Raw genomic sequence first — 19,106 nt, forward strand, 5'->3', positions numbered from 1 at the left:
CCTATCGCGCCCTACCCCTACCCATCCTTTGCCGCGCCGGGCTCGTCGCGATGTGCGTGGGCTTGCCACGCTCCCCATTTGCTTTCGAAGTACGCCTGGTTTTTGTCCCAGAGGGCCTGGTATTCGCCGCTGGCGATCAGCTTGCTGAATGAGGCCTGCCCGTAGTGATGGATAAACGCATCTTCAGCGCAGACCGTGCGGTAGCCGGCAGCCTGGATGCGACGGCTGTAGTCGTCATCTTCGAACAACCCGATACCGAACGTTTCATCCAGATACCCCACCTCATCGAAGGTGGTTCGGCGAAAGGCGACACAAAACATTGCGAGCATGGAGATATCGAACGACTGCCCCTTACGGGCTTCGGTGTAGTGGTCTGCAAACGCTTGCATCTGTTGGATGTCGGTATAGGAAATCTCGATCTTCGCTTCGTTTCCTACCGCATTCGTGACCGGCCCGACCAGGCCGATGCTCGGATCACGCAAATGCCTGACCAGCGGATCGAGCCAACCGCCCGGCACCACCGTGTCGTTATTGAGCAGTAGCAGGACGTCACCGTCGGCTTCTCGCAAACCCTGGTTATTCGCCGCAGCGAAGCCCCGGTTGTCCGGGTTGAGGATGATCTTCGTGAACGGCACCTCATGGCCAAGACATTCAAGATAGTCTTGTGTGCCATCGTCCGAGCCGTTGTCGACGACAATCAGTTGGTAATTGGGCCAGGTGGTATTACGCAAAATACTGTTTACACATTGAATCGTCAGATTGAGGTTGTTGTACGTCACGATCACGATGGAGACTTTCTCGTACAGCCCGACGATGGCAAGTTGCATGCTATTAAATCGATCCTTCCAATCGTTGGCCCGAGCGAGCTCCACACGCCGCTTGTAAAGGGCCAGATCGCGCTCGGCCAGGGCACGCTCGATCTGCTCGATGAACTCATCGACTCCGGTTGCAAAGTACAGCAGGTCCTTGTAGATGGCGATCTCCGCCAGTGGCGTGGAGATCACCGGTTTGCCGGCGCTGATGTACTCGTAGAACTTCACCGGATCGACCGCATGGGTCACGTTGTAAAGCCTGAAGGGAATCAGGCACGCATCGAAATGATCCAGGTACAGCGGCATGTCGGTGTACGGCTTGCGGCCCAGCAAGCGCACATTGGGCTTGTGCTCGAGCCCCGCCAGGTCCTCGACGAAAATATCCCCCACCAGGATGAAATTCCACGTCGGCCGCAGGTCCGCCAACGCCGCTAGCAGTGGATAATCGAGCCATTGCGCCAAGGCGCCGTAATAACCAATCACCGGGCCGACCAGCCCGCTCAGCACATCGTTGGTAAAACAGTGCTGGTGGAAAAAAGCGAAATCCACAGCGTTTCGCACCAGCACGCAGCGAGGGTTATGAGCGCACCATTTCTGGTAAAGCAACGCCGCGGAAACGGTCACCAGATCGGCCTGGGGGATCAGGGTCTTTTCCTCGCTCAGCAACTGTTCGCCAATGTTCGGAAAACCATCCCAGTCATCCATGCAGTCATAGTGAATGCGCCAGCCATGCAGCGTGCGCAGGCTCAGTACCACAGGGCTCCAGTAGGCAATATGCACCACCGAAAGGGCGGTTCTGATTTGCATGTCGGTGACCAATGCAGCAATCGCACGCAGCAACGCCTGATGGTTCTCAGGCGTCACTATCTTTTCGTAATAGGCCATTTGCACATCGCGATGCAGCGCCACCTCGAAAAGGTTGGACGCCACTGAGGTCACTCGATAAAGCTGTCCCTGCTCCGGCACACTGGAAGGGACGATATAAAACACCCGATAACCATTGCTCGCGAACTGGCTCATCAGTTGCTGCGGTCGCTGGAAGCGCGCGGCCCAGTCGATATTGGCGAAGCAGAGAATATCCAGCTGCCCTCTGGTGGCGAAATCCGCTTGTACCTCAACCTTCGGCAACGGTTCCGGCGCTGCCGGGTAGACGATTGCCGGAGCCGTTTCGGGAAACTCCCGGTAGGCGGAAAATCCATAACGCAGCACCCGGAACAGCGTACGCAGTGGCCGGGTGAAGCGCCACGAACGGGTGTTTTGCAGGAAGTCGACTTTCGCCAGCGCGGTATCGCGCTCATTGACGGCCGCATCTCGCTGAGCCAAGGCGGCGTCCCGGTCGATCAAGGGGCTGTCGGGCTTAAGCATGCGGGTACCGATGCAGCGGCGTGCTGTCATCCGGCGGCCACATGGAACTGCGCGAGCCCGGCCGGTAGAACGTTGCGGTCAGGCTACGACGGGAAGAATGGCAGCCACTGACTACGGGCGTGACGGCATGCCAGGAATTATCCGAGCGCACCAGGATCGCCGAATTACCCACCAAGGGCTCGATCTCGGCCGCCACTGCGCTGGGATCGTTGCGGTGCAGGATGTTCAGGCAACCGCCGTCGTTACGGTCCCAGGACTCATTGAAATAGAGGATATGGGTGACCAGTTTATCGGGCAGGTCCGGATGGGCGCCCAGGCTCGCACCCGGACCGTAATGAAAGACATTGACCTCCATCGGCACGCTGCGCAGATCGATTCCGGTCATTTGCGACAGGGCTTCGCGATAACCAGCCGAGCCAAGATCCCGAGCCAGCCGCAACCATGCCTCGCTCAATTCCTGCGCATGAGCGATGGTATCGTCGCCCATGCCCAACAAGGCTCGTGCCTCGTAGTCATAGTTTTTTTCGCCGCCATAACCACTCACCGTCTTGAAGTGATCATGAGGAAAGGTAGCCGCCAACGCGGCGGCATCCTCGGCCGAGTACAGGTTGCCGATTTCAGCCCATGAGAACGGCTGATCCTTTAGCGCCGCTGGCGTGAGACGAGAGAGATCTAGCATTGTCGGTTCTTGTTCGCTGTCAGGTTTCTGATACCACGGGCGATGGAGCGCAGTGGCGCGGTCATTCGGAATGAATTGGAGTTCTGCAGCTCACGCATCCTGGCATCGCTGCGAGCCAGTTGCTCACGAAGCTGGACGATCCGTTGCTGTTGGGCAAGCTCCCGTGCCGCCAGTTCCTGCGCGGGTTCGTTGATCTGCGGCACAGGCATGACCGGACTCACCGGCGATTCAGCCGGCACTGGGTTGCACGTCTCGGCCGCGGCTTCGAGCAGATTCGGCAGGTGCTGCAGAAAAGCCCCCAGCACCGGCTGCGACGCCGTTTTACCTTGGCGAATGATCTCAGCGACCCGGTCCCAATGCTCCACCAACTGATCCGCCGCCGCACGCGCCGCGGGCGATGCACGGGTCTTGCCCACGCGGGCGAGGAACCATTGCGGATCGACCGTCGCGACATTCGGCAACGCATGCAGCGTGTCGAACCCAGCCAGCGCCGTGTACTTGCCCGTGGTCAGGTCCGCCGAACAAAACACCGGCACGCCAAACGCCAGGGCGGTGATCGCCAGGTGATAGCTATGGCCGATCACCGCTTGGGCCTGGCTGAGAATTTCGGCCATGAGCAACGGCTCCGGCCAGAACGGCAAGGTGATGGATCCGGGCAGCCGCCCGGCAATCACTGACGGATCGTCACCCAGGACCGGTCCAATCGGCACCACCAGGAACTGGTAGCCCAGGAATGCCTCGGGGTGGTCTTCGAACAATTTTACAAAGGACTCCACCACATGAATCGCGTGGATCACGATGTAGGGCCCGGTCAGCCCGGCATGCTCGCGCAGGCGAACAAACTCGGCCGAGGGCCGTTGCTCATCGATCAGGCGCGGTAAGCCGAACGCGGTGTCGGGCAGCACTTCGATCTCGATTTGCTGGCTGAGCGCGCCGAGGGTATCGCGCGACAGGGCATCACGGACGCGCACATACCGGCTCTGCTCAAGGGCCATCGTCAATAACGGCCTGGCCCAATCGGGGATACTGTTGCAATGCATCCCCGGTGCATTCCACATGACCGGAACCGCATGCTGCAGCGCGATGAGCGCGGGGGTCAGCCAATAACCGCTAGGGTGATGGATGTCGGCAGTGGTCGGACCATAACCATGGGCAACGACTTTATCGAATCGGATCAGGAAACCACCGCCGATCAACACGCCATCCAGGCCTGCCGCTACAGTGGGCAGCTCTGTCAGCGACGTCACCGCATAGGGCCATTCGGATGGGGTTTTCCCGTGATAGGAAAACCGCTGCAGATTGACCGAACCCAAGCGCCGGGCCAGTTCTGCCTCGGCGATGATGGGAAACAGCAGGTCACCATAGTTTTCAACGTCGAAGGTGCCGAAGATAGCCACCTGCCATGTGCGCTCATCCAAGTGTTCCGCCAGATCCCCCTTTTCTTGAATCCCGCAGGTCTTGGGGGGCGACTCCGCCGCTCGCGGTTCGACGCTCTGCAATCCCAGGTCAACCATGCCCAGGAAATGCTTGTGGCTGGGCAACATGTCGAACGCCAAGGGCGCGACTTGCTTCTCGATCAGTTGCGAGGTGTCTTCCGTCGCGCCATGCAACAGTTTGAGCGTGACGTGGTAGCGCCCCTCGGCGAGGTTAGCCGGGAAGCGCACCGTAATGGCCGTATGCCGCCAGCCGTTTTCGACCGGTCCCGGTTGCAGGGCGAAGTTGCCCCCGCCGATCACCAGTAGCCTCGCCTCTTGGATAGTGAAGCTGATGTTGGGTTGAGTGATCGACTCATGCAGTAACGCTTCAACGCGAATCTCGATGTCGTCGCCATACAGGTAACTCGACGAAAGCTGCCGGGTGTTGGTGAAGCAGGCGGCGCTGATGTGTCCCTCCCCGGTTCCAAAGGCCATCCCCTGCTGACCGCCAATAAAGGATTTTTGGGTAACCGGTATGGCCCCGCCACTGGCCCAGCGACGTTGCTCGTCACGCATGTCGAGCAAGTGCAGCTCGGCCATTTCATCGGGAGAGCCGCTGGCAACGACGCGGCCCGCGCGCAGATAGATGACCCGGTGGCAAAACCGTTTGACCATGCTCATGTCGTGGGAGACGAACAGCAGCGTGGTGCCTTTGGCAGCCAGTTCTTCCAGCCGGTTCAGGCATTTGAATTGAAAAGAGGCATCGCCGACGGCAAGGGCCTCGTCGACGATCAGGATCTCCGGTTCCACACAGACCGAAACGGCGAAGGCCAGCCGTACCAGCATCCCGCTGGAATAGATTTTGGTGGGCTGGTCGATGAAGTCGCCGATGTTGGCGAAGGCGATGATGTCATCGAAACGAGCATCGATTTCCGCGCGACTCAAGCCCAGCACCGCTGCGTTTACATAGACGTTCTCGCGGCCGCTGAACTCCGGATTGAAGCCCGACCCGAGCTCAAGCAACGCTGCGATCCGGCCATGCCCGCGGACGCTGCCCCGGGTCGGCATCAACGTTCCGCAGATCAGTTGCAACAAGGTGGATTTGCCACTGCCGTTACGGCCGATGATGCCGACGGTCTCCCCCCTTGCGATGGTCAGGGAAACATCATCCAGGGCCCAGAATTCGCGGTAGAAACGCTTCCTGCCGCGCACCAGCATCTGCAACAGGCGGTCCTTGGGCGCATCGTAGATCTGATAACACTTGCTCAGGTTCTCGGCGCTGATGGCCACTTCAAACGACATCGGCAAAGCCCTTCCATGAGTCACTTCCATTAGCGGCACTACAGAATCATTCCTTCGCTGGGCACTGCCGATGAGTTAAGCACAAACGGGGAAAAAAACTTCGAATGCCCTGAACTTGGCCTACCCTCCATGAGGATGCGATTCACCGAGTTTCGATTTTTTGTCTTGAGGGCCCTAGTACCAATGCAGTCGTTCAGCACCTCCCCTGCCGCCATGATCAAAAGTGTGCTGGTCAATCGAATCCTGATCTACGTGTTGATCCGCAGGGAGATCATCGGTCGTTATAAAGGCTCGATGCTCGGTATCCTATGGTCGTTCTTCACCCCGGCGTTAATGCTGGTGGTCTACACGTTCGTGTTCAGCGTGGTCTTCAAGGCCCGCTGGTCGGGTGGCGGCGAGTCCAAGAGCGAATTCGCCCTGGTGCTGTTCGCAGGCCTGCTGGTGTTCAATCTGTTTTCCGAATGCCTGAACCGCGCGCCGGGCCTGGTGCTGGCCAATACCAACTACGTCAAGAAGATCGTCTTCCCGCTGGAAACCCTGCCGATGGTGTCGCTCGGCGCGGCGCTGTTCCACATGGCGATCAGCATCCTGGCCTGGCTGCTCTTCTATATCGTCCTGTTCGGAACCCCTCCGGCAACCGCCCTTCTGCTGCCGTTGGTGCTGTTTCCGTTGGTGTTGTTGACCCTGGGAATTTCCTGGTTTCTCGCCTCGATAAGCGTGTACCTGCGCGATATTGGCCAGTTCATCGGCATCGTCATAACGGCGATGCTCTTTCTCTCGCCGATTTTCTATCCGCTTTCGATACTTCCGCAAAGTTATCAGGCCGCCTTGCAGGCGAACCCTCTGACGCTGCCGGTGGAAATGGTTCGTGACGTACTGTTCTGGGGCAGGACGCCACAATGGGCGCACCTGGCAACTTATTCGGCAATTTCCTTGTCGATTGCCTGTGCCGGATTCGCCTGGTTCCAGAGGACACGCAAAGGCTTTGCCGATGTCATCTGAGTTTGTTGACGTGGCGCCTCGTCCAGCAGCCGCTATGCTGATGGGTGGCACGGCTGGAATCTGGGCCTGCCTGGTTATTGAAGTCGACAACACACCTGCAAGAGCCGGGGTGCGTTGCCGTAATGTCCAAGGGACTGGAAGAACGCATGGATCAGATCAACCGTCTTGTCGATCACATTGACAAACTGACTCGCTCAACACAGTCCAGATCCATTGAAGCCTTGCAGTTGGTCAAGGAAATCGAGAATCGGGACCGGCTGATCAAGCAACTGAACCTGGGTTCACAAGCGCTTCGCACTCGCCTGTCACTTCAGGAAGGCAAGGCCGGGCGACTGCGCGAGCAATTGCAGGTGACCGAACGGCGCCTCAAAGACACCCAGACGTTGCTCCGGGCCAAAGAACGCCAAGCGGTGGAGCTGTCCGATTGGGCGGTGGATTTACGCGCACAACTGGCGGCGAAGCAGACTGAGCTGTTCAAGCTTTCTGACTGGGGCAACGCCATCGAACGCGCACCGCTGCGTTATTCGATACGCAAGCAGCTGTATAAATTATCGCGCCGGATCTACGCCTGGTTGCCGCTCACCGCACAGCAGAAAAGCAGGCTGGCCCAGCGGCTTCGAAGCTGGCTGAAACGCACCAGGGCGACAGCCGGCGAATCATCGGCGTCCCCAAGCCTCGCGCCGCTGCAACCCCTGCTACCACCGATTGACCTTGCCGTGCCATCCAGTCACGGGCAGCCGACGATCCTGATGTTCGGCGTGATCGATTGGCACTTTCGCATCCAGCGCCCACAAAACCTGGCCAAGGAGTTGTCGCGGGCGGGACAAACGACGTTTTATATTTCCAACCACTTTATCGACGATGATGCTCCCGGCTTCGAGGCGGAGCGCCTGGAGGGCTCCGAGCGGCTGTTCCAGATCCGTTTCAAGGTGCGCGGGGCTCCGGCCATTTATCATGCCCCGCCTTCAGCGGCCGCGATCAGCCAGTTGCGCCAAGGCCTGGCCATGCTGCTGGACGCGGCGAACGTCGCCGCCGTGGATTGCATCGTCCAGCACGCCTACTGGTTCCCGCTGGCAATACGTGTCCCCAACGCCACGCTGGTCTATGACTGCATGGATCACCACGAAGGTTTCGGCAATGTTGCCCAGGAACTGCTCGACCTGGAAATCGCCTTGATGCGCCGGGCCGATCTGCTGGTGGCGACTTCCGACTGGATCGAACAACACGGCAAGCGGGAAAACCGCAACGTAGAGGTGATCCGCAACGCCTGCGAATACGGTTTTTTCAGCCAACGTCCCGACAAGATCTACCGGGACCCGGCCAACAGAAAGATCATCGGCTACTACGGCGTCATCGCCGAATGGTTCGACCTGGAACTGGTCAAGCGCGTCGCCCAGTCCTTCCCGCAGCATCTGATCCTGTTGATCGGCAGCGATATCGTCCAGGCGAAAAAATATTTCAAGGCCTGCCCGAATGTGGTCCTGGAGGGCGAAGTCCCGTATGCCTCCCTGCCCTACTACCTCCACGCCATAGACGTTTGCCTGCTTCCGTTCAAGGTCATGCCCCTGACGCTCGCCACCAATCCGGTCAAGGTCTATGAATACCTGAGCGCGGGAAAACCGGTGGTCTCGGTGAAACTGCCGGAGTTGAGCCAGTTCGGCAAACTGGTCTGGACGGTTGAACAGCCCTCTGAATTCATCTCGGCCATACGCCGTGTACTCGACGCTCTGCCAGAGGCCGGCGCAACGCCAAAGGCGCGTCAATCGTTCGCTCAGGGCCAGACCTGGCAGCATCGGGCCGCCAGCCTGCGAAAGGCCGTCGCGTCATTGCCCCTGCCCAAGGTCAGCGTCGTGGTGTTGACCTACAACAACCTCGAACTGACCAAGGCTTGCCTCGACAGTCTGTTGACCCAGAGCCAGTACCCGAACCTTGAAATCATCGTGGTCGACAACTGCTCCAGCGACCAGACCCCGGCCTATCTCACTGCCTGGGCCAAGGGACATCCCGAACGGATCGTCATCCTCAATCCGGATAACAAGGGATTCGCCGCAGGGAACAACCAAGGGCTCGCGGCAGCCAGTGGCGACTACCTGGTCATCCTGAACAACGATACGGTCGTCACCGCCGGCTGGATCAGGGGGTTGATCCGTCATCTGAAGGACCACGAGGAAATCGGCATCATCGGCCCGGTCACCAACAACATCGGCAACGAAGCCAAAGTCAGCACCCGTTATGGCCGGATGGAGGACATGCCCGCCGAAGCCGCGCAAATGACCCGTGCCCGCATGGGCGAGTGGTTCGAAATAAACACCCTGGCGTTTTTCTGCGTGATGTTCCCGCGTTCGACCTACGAGCAGATTGGCGGCCTGTGCGAGGAGTACGGCCTGGGGTTCTTCGAGGATGACGATTACTGCCGCCGCGTGCAGCGTCGCGGCCTGCGCGCGGCTTGCGCCGAAGATGTATTCGTCCATCACCACCTGTCCGCCTCGTTCAACACCTTGGGTGCCAGGAAAAAACAGGCACTTTTCGAGAAGAACCGGGCGATCTACGAGAACAAATGGGGGGCCTGGGTTCCGCATACGTATCGAGATGTATAGGGCCCTCTTGGATGCAACGCTGTTCTTGAGGGTGCAGATGAACCTGTGGCGAGGGGATTTATCCCCGCTGGGGTGCGAAGCGGCCCTGAACCCAGCCACCACACTGGACCAGGTTGGTTGCATTCAGCCTTTTGGGGCCGCTTCGCAGCCCAGCGGGGATAAATCCCCTCGCCACAATGAATCGAGAAACACCTTAAGCGAAGTTCCTTCAGCAGAGACGATATTTTGCCCGGATCAAGCCTGAAATACGCAGTGGTGCTGTTGGTTTTACTGGCGAGTACGGCGGTCGGTGTGTACGGTTTTTCGACGCTTGAACTGGCGTCCATGAACAACAGTAGCCGCACGATACTGCTGTCAGTGGCAGTCCTGGCAGCCCTTACCGCCTTCACTCGCAAGCCGCCGATCATTCTTTGCCTGGGCCTGCTGGCGTGCCTGACCATTGCCTGCGCGCAGATCTGGCCGGTGGTTGTCGTCACGGTCTTCGCGCTGTCTGCCACCGTGCTCGGCAGGTGGCTGCTCAGGCAAGAAAACCCGGCCGACTGGAGCATCCATCTGCTGATGGGCACCGGCACGTTCGGTACGCTGACAGGCCTGGCTGCGTATTTGCCGATCAACTATCCCTGGCTCTATGGCGCGATGCTAGCAGTGCCGCTTGTATTGGGACACAAACAGGTCCTGTCGATAGGTCGCGAACTGCTGGCCCAAATCCGGGCCACCCGCTCGGCACATACGCCCCTGCAAACCGGCCTTGATGTACTGATTGGCGGATTCGCCTGCCTCTACGTGCTGGTAGCCTTCATGCCGGAGGTCGGCCACGACGCGTTGGCCATGCACCTTTTCGTCCCTTCACACCTGGCCCAGCGGCACCAATGGTCGTTCGATGCAAACACCTATGTGTGGGCAGTCATGCCCATGCTGGCCGACTGGATCTATAGCATCGTCTATATGCTGGCGGGCGAAACGGCGTCACGCCTGAGCAATAGCGCATTCGCCTTGCTGGTGGCGTGGCAGATTCGCAACATGACCCTCTGGGCCGGGGGCTCCGCCACGAGCGCTCGCTGGGCAAGCCTGATCTTTCTGTCGACGCCCCTCGCCTTCGCTGAAAGCAGCAGCCTGCACATAGAGTCGGCGTGGACCGCCTTCATGCTGGCCGGGACCCTGGCGATCCTGAAGGTCTCGGGCTTCACTGCGGATCCTCGGGAACGCCTGTCGCAATTGATCCTGGCCGGTGTCCTGTTGGGCTTCGCCATGGCGACCAAGGCGGTGACCCTGAGTGTCCTGCCGGTCCTGCTGGTGGTCCTCTTGTTGCAATACAAGGCCTGGGCCATGGGAGGAATCGCCAAGGCGCTGATGCTCGGCAGCGCCGGCCTGCTGCTGGCGGGCGCTACCCCTTACGTCTGTGCCGGGTACTTGACCGGTAACCCGGTGTTCCCGTTTTTCAACGGGGTTTTCCATTCGCCGCTCTGGCCGGACATGAACTTCGAACCGCCCGCCACTTTCGGTACCGGGATGACCTGGGACACCCTGTATCGAATGGTCTTCCAGTCGCCGCAGTTCATCGAGGGGCGGGTCGGCGCGGCGGGCTTCCAGTGGCTGCTGCTACCCACAGCGGCCGTCGCCGTGCTGCTGAGCGGCAACAAAAAAGCCCTGTGCATCCTCCTGGTCGGCGCCGGCGCGATGTTCATGACGTTCCAGTCAACGGCCTACCTGCGTTATGTGTTCCCCTCCTTCGCGCTGTTCTCGGTGATCCTCGCCCTGCCGTTTTCCGACGCCAGGGCCTTCCCCCGCAGCCTCGCCATCGCGGCCGGTGCCGTGTTGGTCCTGGCCAATACCCGCTTCATCCAGGCCGCGACGTACTATGGTGAAATCAAACCCTCGGCACTGTTGAGCCAGGCCGGTCGGGAGGCCTTTTTGCTGGAGCGCCTGCCGATCCGGAAAATGGTCGACACCGTCAACGCCTTGAACAGCGGTTATCAGCCCGTGGCGGTTTTTGCGTCGCCCTTGATGGCGGGTTTGCATGGCGATGCCCTTTACGCATCGTGGTACAACCTGAAGTGGAAAGGCGAATTCGACGCAGCGACCTCGCCGGCGGAGCTTACCCGGCGCTTGCGCCAGCGCCAGGTGAACTGGCTGGTGATCGATCTCAAGTCTCTTCCCCAGGCACAACTCGACCGCCTGCTCGCCGTGTCCACGTCGTATTCCAGGCTGGGTAACCTGGACCTGCGCAAACTCAACGCCACTCACTACGAGCTCCTGCTCAATCCGGACCTGTCCAGCCTCGACGGCTGGAACCTGCTGTCACCCTCGACCTATGACACCTCGCGCAAGATCCTCACCGTCAACGTCAACACCCCCGCCACACAGCGCGTCGGCGTGACGCCGGGGCTGACCTACATCAACAGTGTGTCCGCGCGCTGCACGGAGGCAGCCACTACCGGAAGAATCCAGGCCAACTGGATTGACGACCAAGGCGACTTCATCAGCACCAGCATCGAAACGTTTGATTGCACCACGCACTGGGAGACTCATGAGATGAGTGTCGTTGCGCCGGCTAATGCCACGTCCGCGGTCATTTATGCGTCCGGGCATACCGACACTCCCCTGGAGTTCAAATCACTTTCATTCAGGCAATAGTTGGCGAATCGATGAACACAACAACAGCGATTTTCACGGATGAACTACGCGTTGCCGTCGTCATCCCCAGCTATCGGGTCACCGCACATATCGTCGGCGTCATCGACGCCATCGGGCCGGAGGTCTGGCGCATCTATGTCATTGACGATGCCTGCCCGGACGGTTCGGGCGGGCATGTCCTGGCCTCATGTAACGACCCTCGGGTCAAGGTGCTGCCCCATGACATCAACAAAGGTGTCGGGGGTGCGGTCATGACCGGCTATCGAGCCGCCCTCGCTGACGGCGCAAGTATCATCGTCAAGGTCGACGGCGACGGTCAGATGGACCCGACCCTGATTCCGCTGTTCATCGAACCGATCCTGGCGGGTGAAGCCGACTACACCAAGGGCAATCGGTTTTTCGACCTGGAGGAAGTCCAGTCGATGCCGCGAATTCGTCTGTTCGGCAATGCCGTGTTGTCGTTGATGGCCAAACTGTCGACGGGTTACTGGGATCTGTTCGACCCGACCAACGGCTATACCGCGATTCACCGTGACGTCGCCAGGCTGCTGCCCCTGGACAAGGTCAGCCAACGCTATTTTTTCGAGACCGACATCCTGTTCCGCCTGAACACCGTGCGCGCGGTGGTGGTGGATATTCCGATGGAAGCCCGCTACGGCGATGAAGTCAGTCACCTGAAGATCTCAAAGATCGTCGGCGAATTCCTCTTCAAGCACCTGCGCAACTTCACCAAGCGCGTGCTCTACAACTACTACTTGCGCGACATGTCCCTGGCTTCGATCGAGCTGCCGGTCGGCATCCTGATGTTCGTGTTCGGCATCCTGTTCGGCAGTTATCACTGGTTCGAGTCGGCGCAGCATGGCGTCGCGACGCCAGCCGGCACTGTGATGCTCAGCGCATTGCCGATGCTCATGGGGCTGCAATTGATCATGGCGTTTCTCGGTTACGACATCGCTTCGGTCCCCAACAGGCCTCGGCATTCCAGGCGTAGGGCTACTTCATTGCGGGAAGAAAAGTCATTAAAGCGCTAAGAGATTTTTTATCCGACCCATCACTCAAGACGCTGGATGTCGATGGCTGCGAACGTCTTGAACTTCACGGCAAAGTGCTTGAGCGCAAGCAAATGCTTCGGGACGTCTTCGTAGAGTTCCACCACGCGTTCCGTCGACTGGCAGACCGCTATTTCCAGGCCGGGGGGCTTGAGGTGGAGTTGGGAGCGGGCATCGCGCCCATGCGCGACTCATACCCGCAAGTGTTGGCCACGGACGTTGTCGCCAGTGAGAAACTCGACATGGCGCTCGATGCCCAGGCAATGAGCCTGGACGATGATTCGGTCAGGGCCTTTTATGGCCAGAACTGTTTTCACCACTTTCCTCATCCCGAACGGTTTTTCACGGAGCTGGAAAGGACACTCAGGATCGGCGGCGGGGCCATTCTGATCGAGCCCTTTCACGGCCCCTTTGCCGCGTTCCTCTATAAGCGCCTGTTCAAGTCCGAAGGCTTCGACATGCACTTCCCCTCTTGGCATACACCGGCGACCGGCCCCATGAACGGCGCCAACCAGGCCCTCAGCTACATCGTTTTCGTTCGCGACCGGCAGGCGTTCGAGCGTAAGTACCCGGGCCTGGAGATCGTCCACCAGGAAATCTGCGGCAACTACCTGCGGTATCTGGTTTCCGGTGGCCTGAACTTTCGCCAGCTGTTGCCTGACGTATTCATCCCTGTGCTCAAGGTCATCGAAAAACTGCTGTATCCGTTGCGCCGGATATTGGCCTTGCACCACATCGTGGTGATCCGGAGGACGTCTTGACCTTTTTCCGATACGGCGCCATCCAACTCGTGGCCTATGGGCTGGACATGGGGATCTTCTTGCTGCTGGTCGCGCTATTCGCCGACCAACCCGTGCTGGCCAACGTCGCCGGCAAAGTCGTGGCCGGGACGTTCGCGTTCTTTTCGCATCGGCATTTCACGTTCCTGTCGACACGCGTCGGCAGCAAGGCTCAAGCACTGCGCTATTTTTCATTGCTCGCCATCAATATTCCGCTCGCTTCGGTGCTGCTCAGCGCGGGGCTGTACTTCATCGACAACCCTGTCCCGGTGAAATTTGTCAGCGACGTGATCTGCGTAGCGCTGACCTACTGGATCAGCAAGCGGTTCGTGTTTCGTACCGATACGCACCCGCCGGCTCCCGCTGACCGAGCCGAAGGCGCACGACCATGACGCTACTGATTACCGGTGCGACCGGCTACATCGGACAACGCTTGAGTGCCCTCGCGGCGGCAAGCGGTCACGAGGTCATTTGCGCCACCCGCCAGCCGTGCCCTGCCCCCTATGCCTGGCTGCCTTATGACCTGCGGGGCCCGGCGCCCGAATGCCCGGCTGGCACTCAGGCGCTGATCCATCTGGCGGCCGACACATCACCCGATACTGACACTAACGCGGACGCTGAAATAAACGCGGCCCTGGCGCTGATCGATTGCGCCCGACAAGGCTCGGCCAGGTTCATCTTCATTTCCAGTCAAACCGCCGAGGCCACGGCCCCGAGCGTTTATGGCCGGACCAAGTGGCGTATCGAGCAGCATGTGCTTGCCGCCGGGGGCACCGTAATCCGCCCCGGACAAGTGTACGGCGGCCCCGAACGCGGGCTTTTTGGTCTGTTGACCGGGCTGGTTCGCCGGAGCCCGTTCATTCCGACCCTCATGCCAGCGCCTCGCGTGCAGCCGATCCATGTCGACGACCTCGCGGCCGCGATACTGGCCATCGCCGAGCGGGACGACACTCACGGTGAGGTCCTCAATCTGGGCGCCGTGAAACCGATTGCCTTTGGCTTGTTCCTGGGCGCAATCGCGACGCACCGGGTCCGCGCCACTCGCCTGCCAATCCCCGTGCCGGTGGCATTGCTCAGGCTGTTGCGGCTGATACTCGGACGATCCTTGAGCAGAAAACTCGGCCTGGAGCGGATCTTTTCCCTTATTCATCTGCCGCCCATGGACACCGAGCGTTCCCTGGAAAAACTCGGCATCGCGTTGCGCCCCCTTGCCCACGGCATGCATCGCTCCGGTCATGGGCAACGTCGAGGCCTGCTTCAGGAAGCCGCGGTGCTCTTGGGCTACCTGCTCAAACGAGCGCCGCAAAAAAGCCTGGTCAGGCGCTATGCCAGGGCACTGGAGCGTGCGGGCGAAACCCGTCCCGTCATTCACTCACGCCTGCTGATGGGCTGGCCGATACTCTTGACGCTGCTGGACAACCCCGGCGTCCTGCGCTCGCCTGAGGGCCAGGAACTGGCCTGGCGCCTGCAGGTTGCACTCGGTATCGCCGAAGCCAGCCCCCAAGGCGCGCAGGTGTTTCTCGGCACCCAATGGCCGCGCAGCCTTGTCGCCACGCTGGTTGCGTTGGGACTCACCTCGGTCAAAGCGTTGGCGTGGAAGATAGCGGCGTTGTCGTGCCGTGCTTTTGCCCGCCCGCTGCTGCTTGGAAGTGAAGCCCACCGTGAAGCCTGAGTTCGATGTGATCATTGTCGGCAGCGGCCCGGCCGGGACTTCAGCGGCCTATCCGCTGGTCAAGGCGGGCCTGCGAGTGCTCATGGTCGATGCCCAGGCCAACAGCGCCTCACCGGCGCCGCCAACCCGGCCATTCCTCAGTGCCAGGGCCAACGACGCGCATCAGTGGAAATGGATGATCGGCGAAAACTTCCACGCCCTGGACCAACTGGACGCCGTATCGCCCAAGCTGAAGACGCCGACCCACGCCCATGTCTTCGAAGGGTTCAGCGCCGGCAATCGCATCGAGACCGAAAACTTTATCGGCATCGGCTCACTGGCCACCGGAGGCCTGTCCAATGCCTGGGGTTGCGGCGTGGCAACGCTGGGCGCCGGTGACTTTGCCGGGCTGCCCATCGATTATTCCGAGATGCGGGCGTCCTACGAAACGGTCGCGCGCCGGATCGGTATCAGTGGCCGGCTCAACGACGATCTCTCCAGCTACTTCGGTCTGGATGAGTGGTCGCAACCGCCCCTGCCGCTGGACAGCCTGCATCAGCGCTTGCTCGACCGCTACACCCGGCGCCGAGCAGTGTTTCCCGACCTGGGCTTTCGCCTTGGCCGTTCAAGAGTCGCCGCCTTGAGCCAGCCCCTTGAGGAGCGCAAGGCCTGCGATCTTTCTGGAAACTGCTTGTGGGGCTGTCACCACCAAGCCTTGTACAGCGCCTCGCAAGAGCTGAGCAAACTCAAGCAATACCCTGGGTTCCAGCACGTCCAGAATTTCCTGGTGGAGGATCTGCTGAAACAAGACGACGCATGGACCATCACCGATCATCGCTCCGCCCGGCGCTTGCGCGGTGCGCGCCTGTTGTTGGCGGCGGGCACACTGGCCTCGACCCGGCTCGTCCTCAAGTGCCTGAACCATTCCGCACCGGTACCGCTGCTGTCATCGCCGACGGCGGCCTTCCTGTTATGGCTGCCAAGAATGCTCGGCACCCCGAGAGTGCCGGTATTTGGCCTGGGCCAGCTCTCGTTCACCCTGGAGTTGACGCCCGGCACCACGGCGTTCGGTTCGACGTTCAGCACCACGGGCTTGCCCATGACCGAGTTCGTCAGCCGGATTCCCATAAGCAAACGCTACAGCATCGAATGGCTGAGGAACCTGCTCAGCGCGTGCGTCGTCGGCAATGTCTTCCTTCCCGGGCAGTTGTCCAGCAATACGGCGCTGCTGCGCCCCGACGGGTCCTTGAGCATCACCGGCCAAGTGCATCCCGAGCTCCCCGGGGTGATGAAAGCCGCCGAGACCAGGCTGCGCCGGATCTATTGGAAGATGGGCGCGCTGTTGATGCCCATGAGTTTCACCGTCGGCCGACCGGGAGCAGATATCCACTATGCGGGAACCCTACCCATGCACTCGATGCCGAAGATTGGCCAGACCGATCGCCTTGGCCAGGTCGCAGGCCTCGACGGCGTGCATGTCGTCGACGGCGCCTGTCTGCCCAGCCTTACCGAGAAATCGCACACGTTGACCCTGATGGCCAACGCGGACCGGATAGCACGCTCTCTGACAACAATGATAGGAAATCAGCAGTCATGACCCACAAGGTACTCTGCATCGTCGGTACACGCCCCGAAGCCATCAAGATGGCCCCGGTGATCAATGCCCTCAAGGCCGAGAAAAACATCGAGTGCCGGGTGCTCGCCACCGCCCAGCACCGCGGCCTGCTGGACCAGATACTGAAGGGCTTTGCGATCAATGCCGACCTCGACCTGGACATCATGCGTCCCAACCAGTCTCTGGCAGCCCTGACCTCACGCCTGCTGCGTGAACTCGACGGCGTTCTGCAAGCCGAGGAACCGGATGTCGTACTGGCTCAAGGTGACACGACCACCGTCATGAGTGCCGCACTGGCGTGTTTCTACCTGCGAATTCCCTTCGGCCATGTCGAAGCGGGCCTGCGTACCGGGGACCTGTACAATCCGTTCCCCGAAGAGGCCAACCGGGTGATCGCCGGCAAGCTGGCCCGCTGGCATTTCGCGCCGACCCAGGGCGCCGTGGCTAACCTGCTGGGCGAAGGTGTTGCCGCCAGTGATATCACCCTGACCGGCAACACCGTCATCGATGCCTTGCTGATGACCGCGGCACAGGACTCAGCCCTGACCGTCCCACTCGATGCGCACAGACGCATGGTGCTGGTGACCTGCCATCGTCGGGAAAACTTCGGCGAACCGTTCCAGGATATCTGCCAGGCACTCAAGTGCCTGGCCGAACGGAACCCGGACATCCAGATCCTCTATCCCGTCCACCCCAACCCCAACGTCAAGGACGTCGCGCATCAGTTGCTCGGCCGAACCCCGAACATCATCCTCTGCGCACCGCTGGACTACGCTCCGTTTGTCGCGGCAATCAAGCGCTCATACCTGATCATCAGCGATTCCGGGGGCGTGCAGGAAGAAGCCCCTGCCCTGGGTAAACCGGTACTGGTACTCAGGACAGAAACCGAACGCCCCGAAGCGGTCGACCTCGGCGTGGTCAAGTTGGTGGGCGCCAATCGGGACACCATTGTTGAACAGGCACAGCATCTCCTGGATGACCCATAGGCCTATCAGGGCATGGCGCGGGGCGTTTCCCCCTACGGCGACGGCAGGGCCGCAGCGCGTATTGCCGACGTCCTGCGCCAGCACCTTCAGTCATGAGAATGATCTACCTGTCCCCGGTGCCATGGGCCAGTTTCAGCCAGCGCCCCCATCATTTCGTCAACTGGTATCACCAGCAGACTGGCGCACAGGTGCTCTGGATCGACCCCTACCCGACGCGCTTGCCCACGTTGAACGACATCAGGTCCAAGCCGCCTGTTGCCGATCAGCACAGCGTCACCGTTCCCCCCTGGTTGCACGTTTGCAAACCCCGGAGCCTGCCCATTGAGCCGCTTCCAGGCTCGGCAATGCTGCTCAAGCGACTGTGGCGCAACCTGTTCAAGGAGACTGCGGCTTTTGCCGCCGCCGGCCCCTGCCTGATAGGTGTCGGAAAACCTTCCGAACTGGCCTTGCAACTGCTGGCGCGCATGCCTGCAAGCCCTGCCGTCTACGACGCGATGGATGATTTCCCGGCCTTTTATCAGGGCCTGTCACGCCGGTCCATGGAGCGTCGCCAGGCGCAGCTTATTCGACGGGTAGACAGAGTGCTGGCCTCCTCCAGCCACCTGCGCAATAAACTCCTGGGCATGACCGACCAGGTAGAACTGGCTCTCAATGCCTGTGATGTGCACGGACTTGCGCCAGTTGAAAGCCCGGACCTGAGCGCCAAACAACCGGTGCTTGGTTATGTCGGCACCCTGGGTCGCTGGTTCGACTGGGACCTGGTCACCGCGCTGGCCCAGGCCAACCCTGGACACCGGATCCGGCTGATCGGCCCCGTCTTCACACCGGCGCCCTGCGTATTGCCTGCCAACATCGAGCTGCTACCCGAGTGTTCCCATGCCGATGCAATGACGGCCATGGCAACGTTTTCGGTAGGCCTGATTCCGTTCAAGCTCAACCGCCTGACTGCCTCGGTCGACCCGATCAAATACTACGAGTACCGGGCCCTCGGCCTGCCTGTCATCTCGACCCGCTTCGGTGAAATGGCCCTGCGCGACCGTGAGCCGGGCGTCTGGATCGTGGATCAAGGCACTGACCTGCGCAACACCGTCGCTGCAGCGCTCGCCAGTCAAAGCGACCATGCAACCGTTCAGCAATTTCGTCAGGCGCATCTCTGGGCCAAGCGTTTTTCGGCGGTAGACCTCATGCCTGCCGCATTGGAGAAACCAGAAGTCTGGTAA

The 19,106-nt window shown here is 60.4% G+C and carries 12 protein-coding genes and 2 pseudogenes; 10 read left to right on the top strand and 4 right to left on the bottom strand.

What is annotated here, in order from left to right:
* Positions 1-17 precede the first annotated feature (17 nt).
* From PSH78_RS15165 to PSH78_RS15180, 4 genes and pseudogenes are all read right to left on the bottom strand, one after another.
* Positions 18-2,177, bottom strand: coding sequence for a glycosyltransferase (locus tag PSH78_RS15165; RefSeq protein WP_370871126.1), 2,160 nt, complete (start codon positions 2,175-2,177; stop codon positions 18-20).
* Positions 2,170-2,856: a 2OG-Fe(II) oxygenase gene (locus PSH78_RS15170; RefSeq protein ID WP_305495143.1), complete on the bottom strand. Its 687-nt coding sequence runs from the start codon at positions 2,854-2,856 to the stop codon at positions 2,170-2,172. The genes PSH78_RS15165 and PSH78_RS15170 overlap by 8 nt, the downstream gene beginning before the upstream one ends.
* Positions 2,850-4,370 carry a polysaccharide pyruvyl transferase family protein gene (locus PSH78_RS15175; RefSeq protein WP_305501274.1) on the bottom strand — a complete coding sequence of 507 codons (1,521 nt, stop codon included), beginning with the start codon at positions 4,368-4,370 and terminating at the stop codon, positions 2,850-2,852. Before PSH78_RS15175 ends, PSH78_RS15170 begins: the two co-directional genes overlap by 7 nt.
* Positions 4,344-5,573, bottom strand: a pseudogene (locus PSH78_RS15180) (ABC transporter ATP-binding protein); the annotation flags it as partial. The pseudogene PSH78_RS15180 and the gene PSH78_RS15175, both read right to left, overlap by 27 nt.
* 183 nt (positions 5,574-5,756) lie before the next feature.
* Between PSH78_RS15180 and PSH78_RS15185 the strand changes: the two are divergent.
* The 10 genes and pseudogenes from PSH78_RS15185 to PSH78_RS15230 all read left to right on the top strand — a co-directional run bounded on the left by PSH78_RS15185 (position 5,757) and on the right by PSH78_RS15230 (position 19,106).
* Positions 5,757-6,575: an ABC transporter permease gene (locus PSH78_RS15185; protein WP_305495144.1), complete on the top strand. Its 819-nt coding sequence runs from the start codon at positions 5,757-5,759 to the stop codon at positions 6,573-6,575.
* Between the two features lie 146 nt (positions 6,576-6,721).
* A complete protein-coding gene (locus PSH78_RS15190; RefSeq protein ID WP_305495145.1) occupies positions 6,722-9,172 on the top strand; it encodes a glycosyltransferase in 2,451 nt (816 codons plus the stop codon).
* A 225-nt stretch (positions 9,173-9,397) separates the two neighbouring features.
* Complete coding sequence (locus PSH78_RS15195; protein ID WP_305495146.1) at positions 9,398-11,806, top strand: phospholipid carrier-dependent glycosyltransferase; 2,409 nt, start codon at positions 9,398-9,400, stop codon at positions 11,804-11,806.
* Between the two features lie 11 nt (positions 11,807-11,817).
* Positions 11,818-12,837: a glycosyltransferase family 2 protein gene (locus PSH78_RS15200; protein ID WP_305495147.1), complete on the top strand. Its 1,020-nt coding sequence runs from the start codon at positions 11,818-11,820 to the stop codon at positions 12,835-12,837.
* Between the two features lie 200 nt (positions 12,838-13,037).
* Positions 13,038-13,616: a class I SAM-dependent methyltransferase gene (locus PSH78_RS15205; protein ID WP_305495149.1), complete on the top strand. Its 579-nt coding sequence runs from the start codon at positions 13,038-13,040 to the stop codon at positions 13,614-13,616.
* Entirely contained in the window at positions 13,613-14,026 is a 414-nt protein-coding gene (locus PSH78_RS15210; protein WP_305495151.1) for a GtrA family protein, read from the top strand. Before PSH78_RS15205 ends, PSH78_RS15210 begins: the two co-directional genes overlap by 4 nt.
* Positions 14,023-15,306 carry an NAD(P)-dependent oxidoreductase gene (locus PSH78_RS15215; protein ID WP_305495153.1) on the top strand — a complete coding sequence of 428 codons (1,284 nt, stop codon included), beginning with the start codon at positions 14,023-14,025 and terminating at the stop codon, positions 15,304-15,306. Before PSH78_RS15210 ends, PSH78_RS15215 begins: the two co-directional genes overlap by 4 nt.
* Complete coding sequence (locus tag PSH78_RS15220) at positions 15,296-16,882, top strand: GMC oxidoreductase (RefSeq protein ID WP_305495154.1); 1,587 nt, start codon at positions 15,296-15,298, stop codon at positions 16,880-16,882. Before PSH78_RS15215 ends, PSH78_RS15220 begins: the two co-directional genes overlap by 11 nt.
* Positions 16,879-17,982, top strand: a pseudogene (gene wecB, locus PSH78_RS15225) (non-hydrolyzing UDP-N-acetylglucosamine 2-epimerase). Before PSH78_RS15220 ends, wecB begins: the two are co-directional and overlap by 4 nt.
* On the top strand, positions 17,979-19,106 hold the full coding sequence (locus PSH78_RS15230) for a glycosyl transferase (RefSeq protein ID WP_305495156.1): 1,128 nt from the start codon (positions 17,979-17,981) through the stop codon (positions 19,104-19,106). The pseudogene wecB and the gene PSH78_RS15230 overlap by 4 nt, the downstream one beginning before the upstream one ends.

It is taken from the genome of Pseudomonas sp. FP198, assembly GCF_030687895.1.
In the GTDB taxonomy this organism is placed as follows: Bacteria; Pseudomonadota; Gammaproteobacteria; order Pseudomonadales; family Pseudomonadaceae; genus Aquipseudomonas.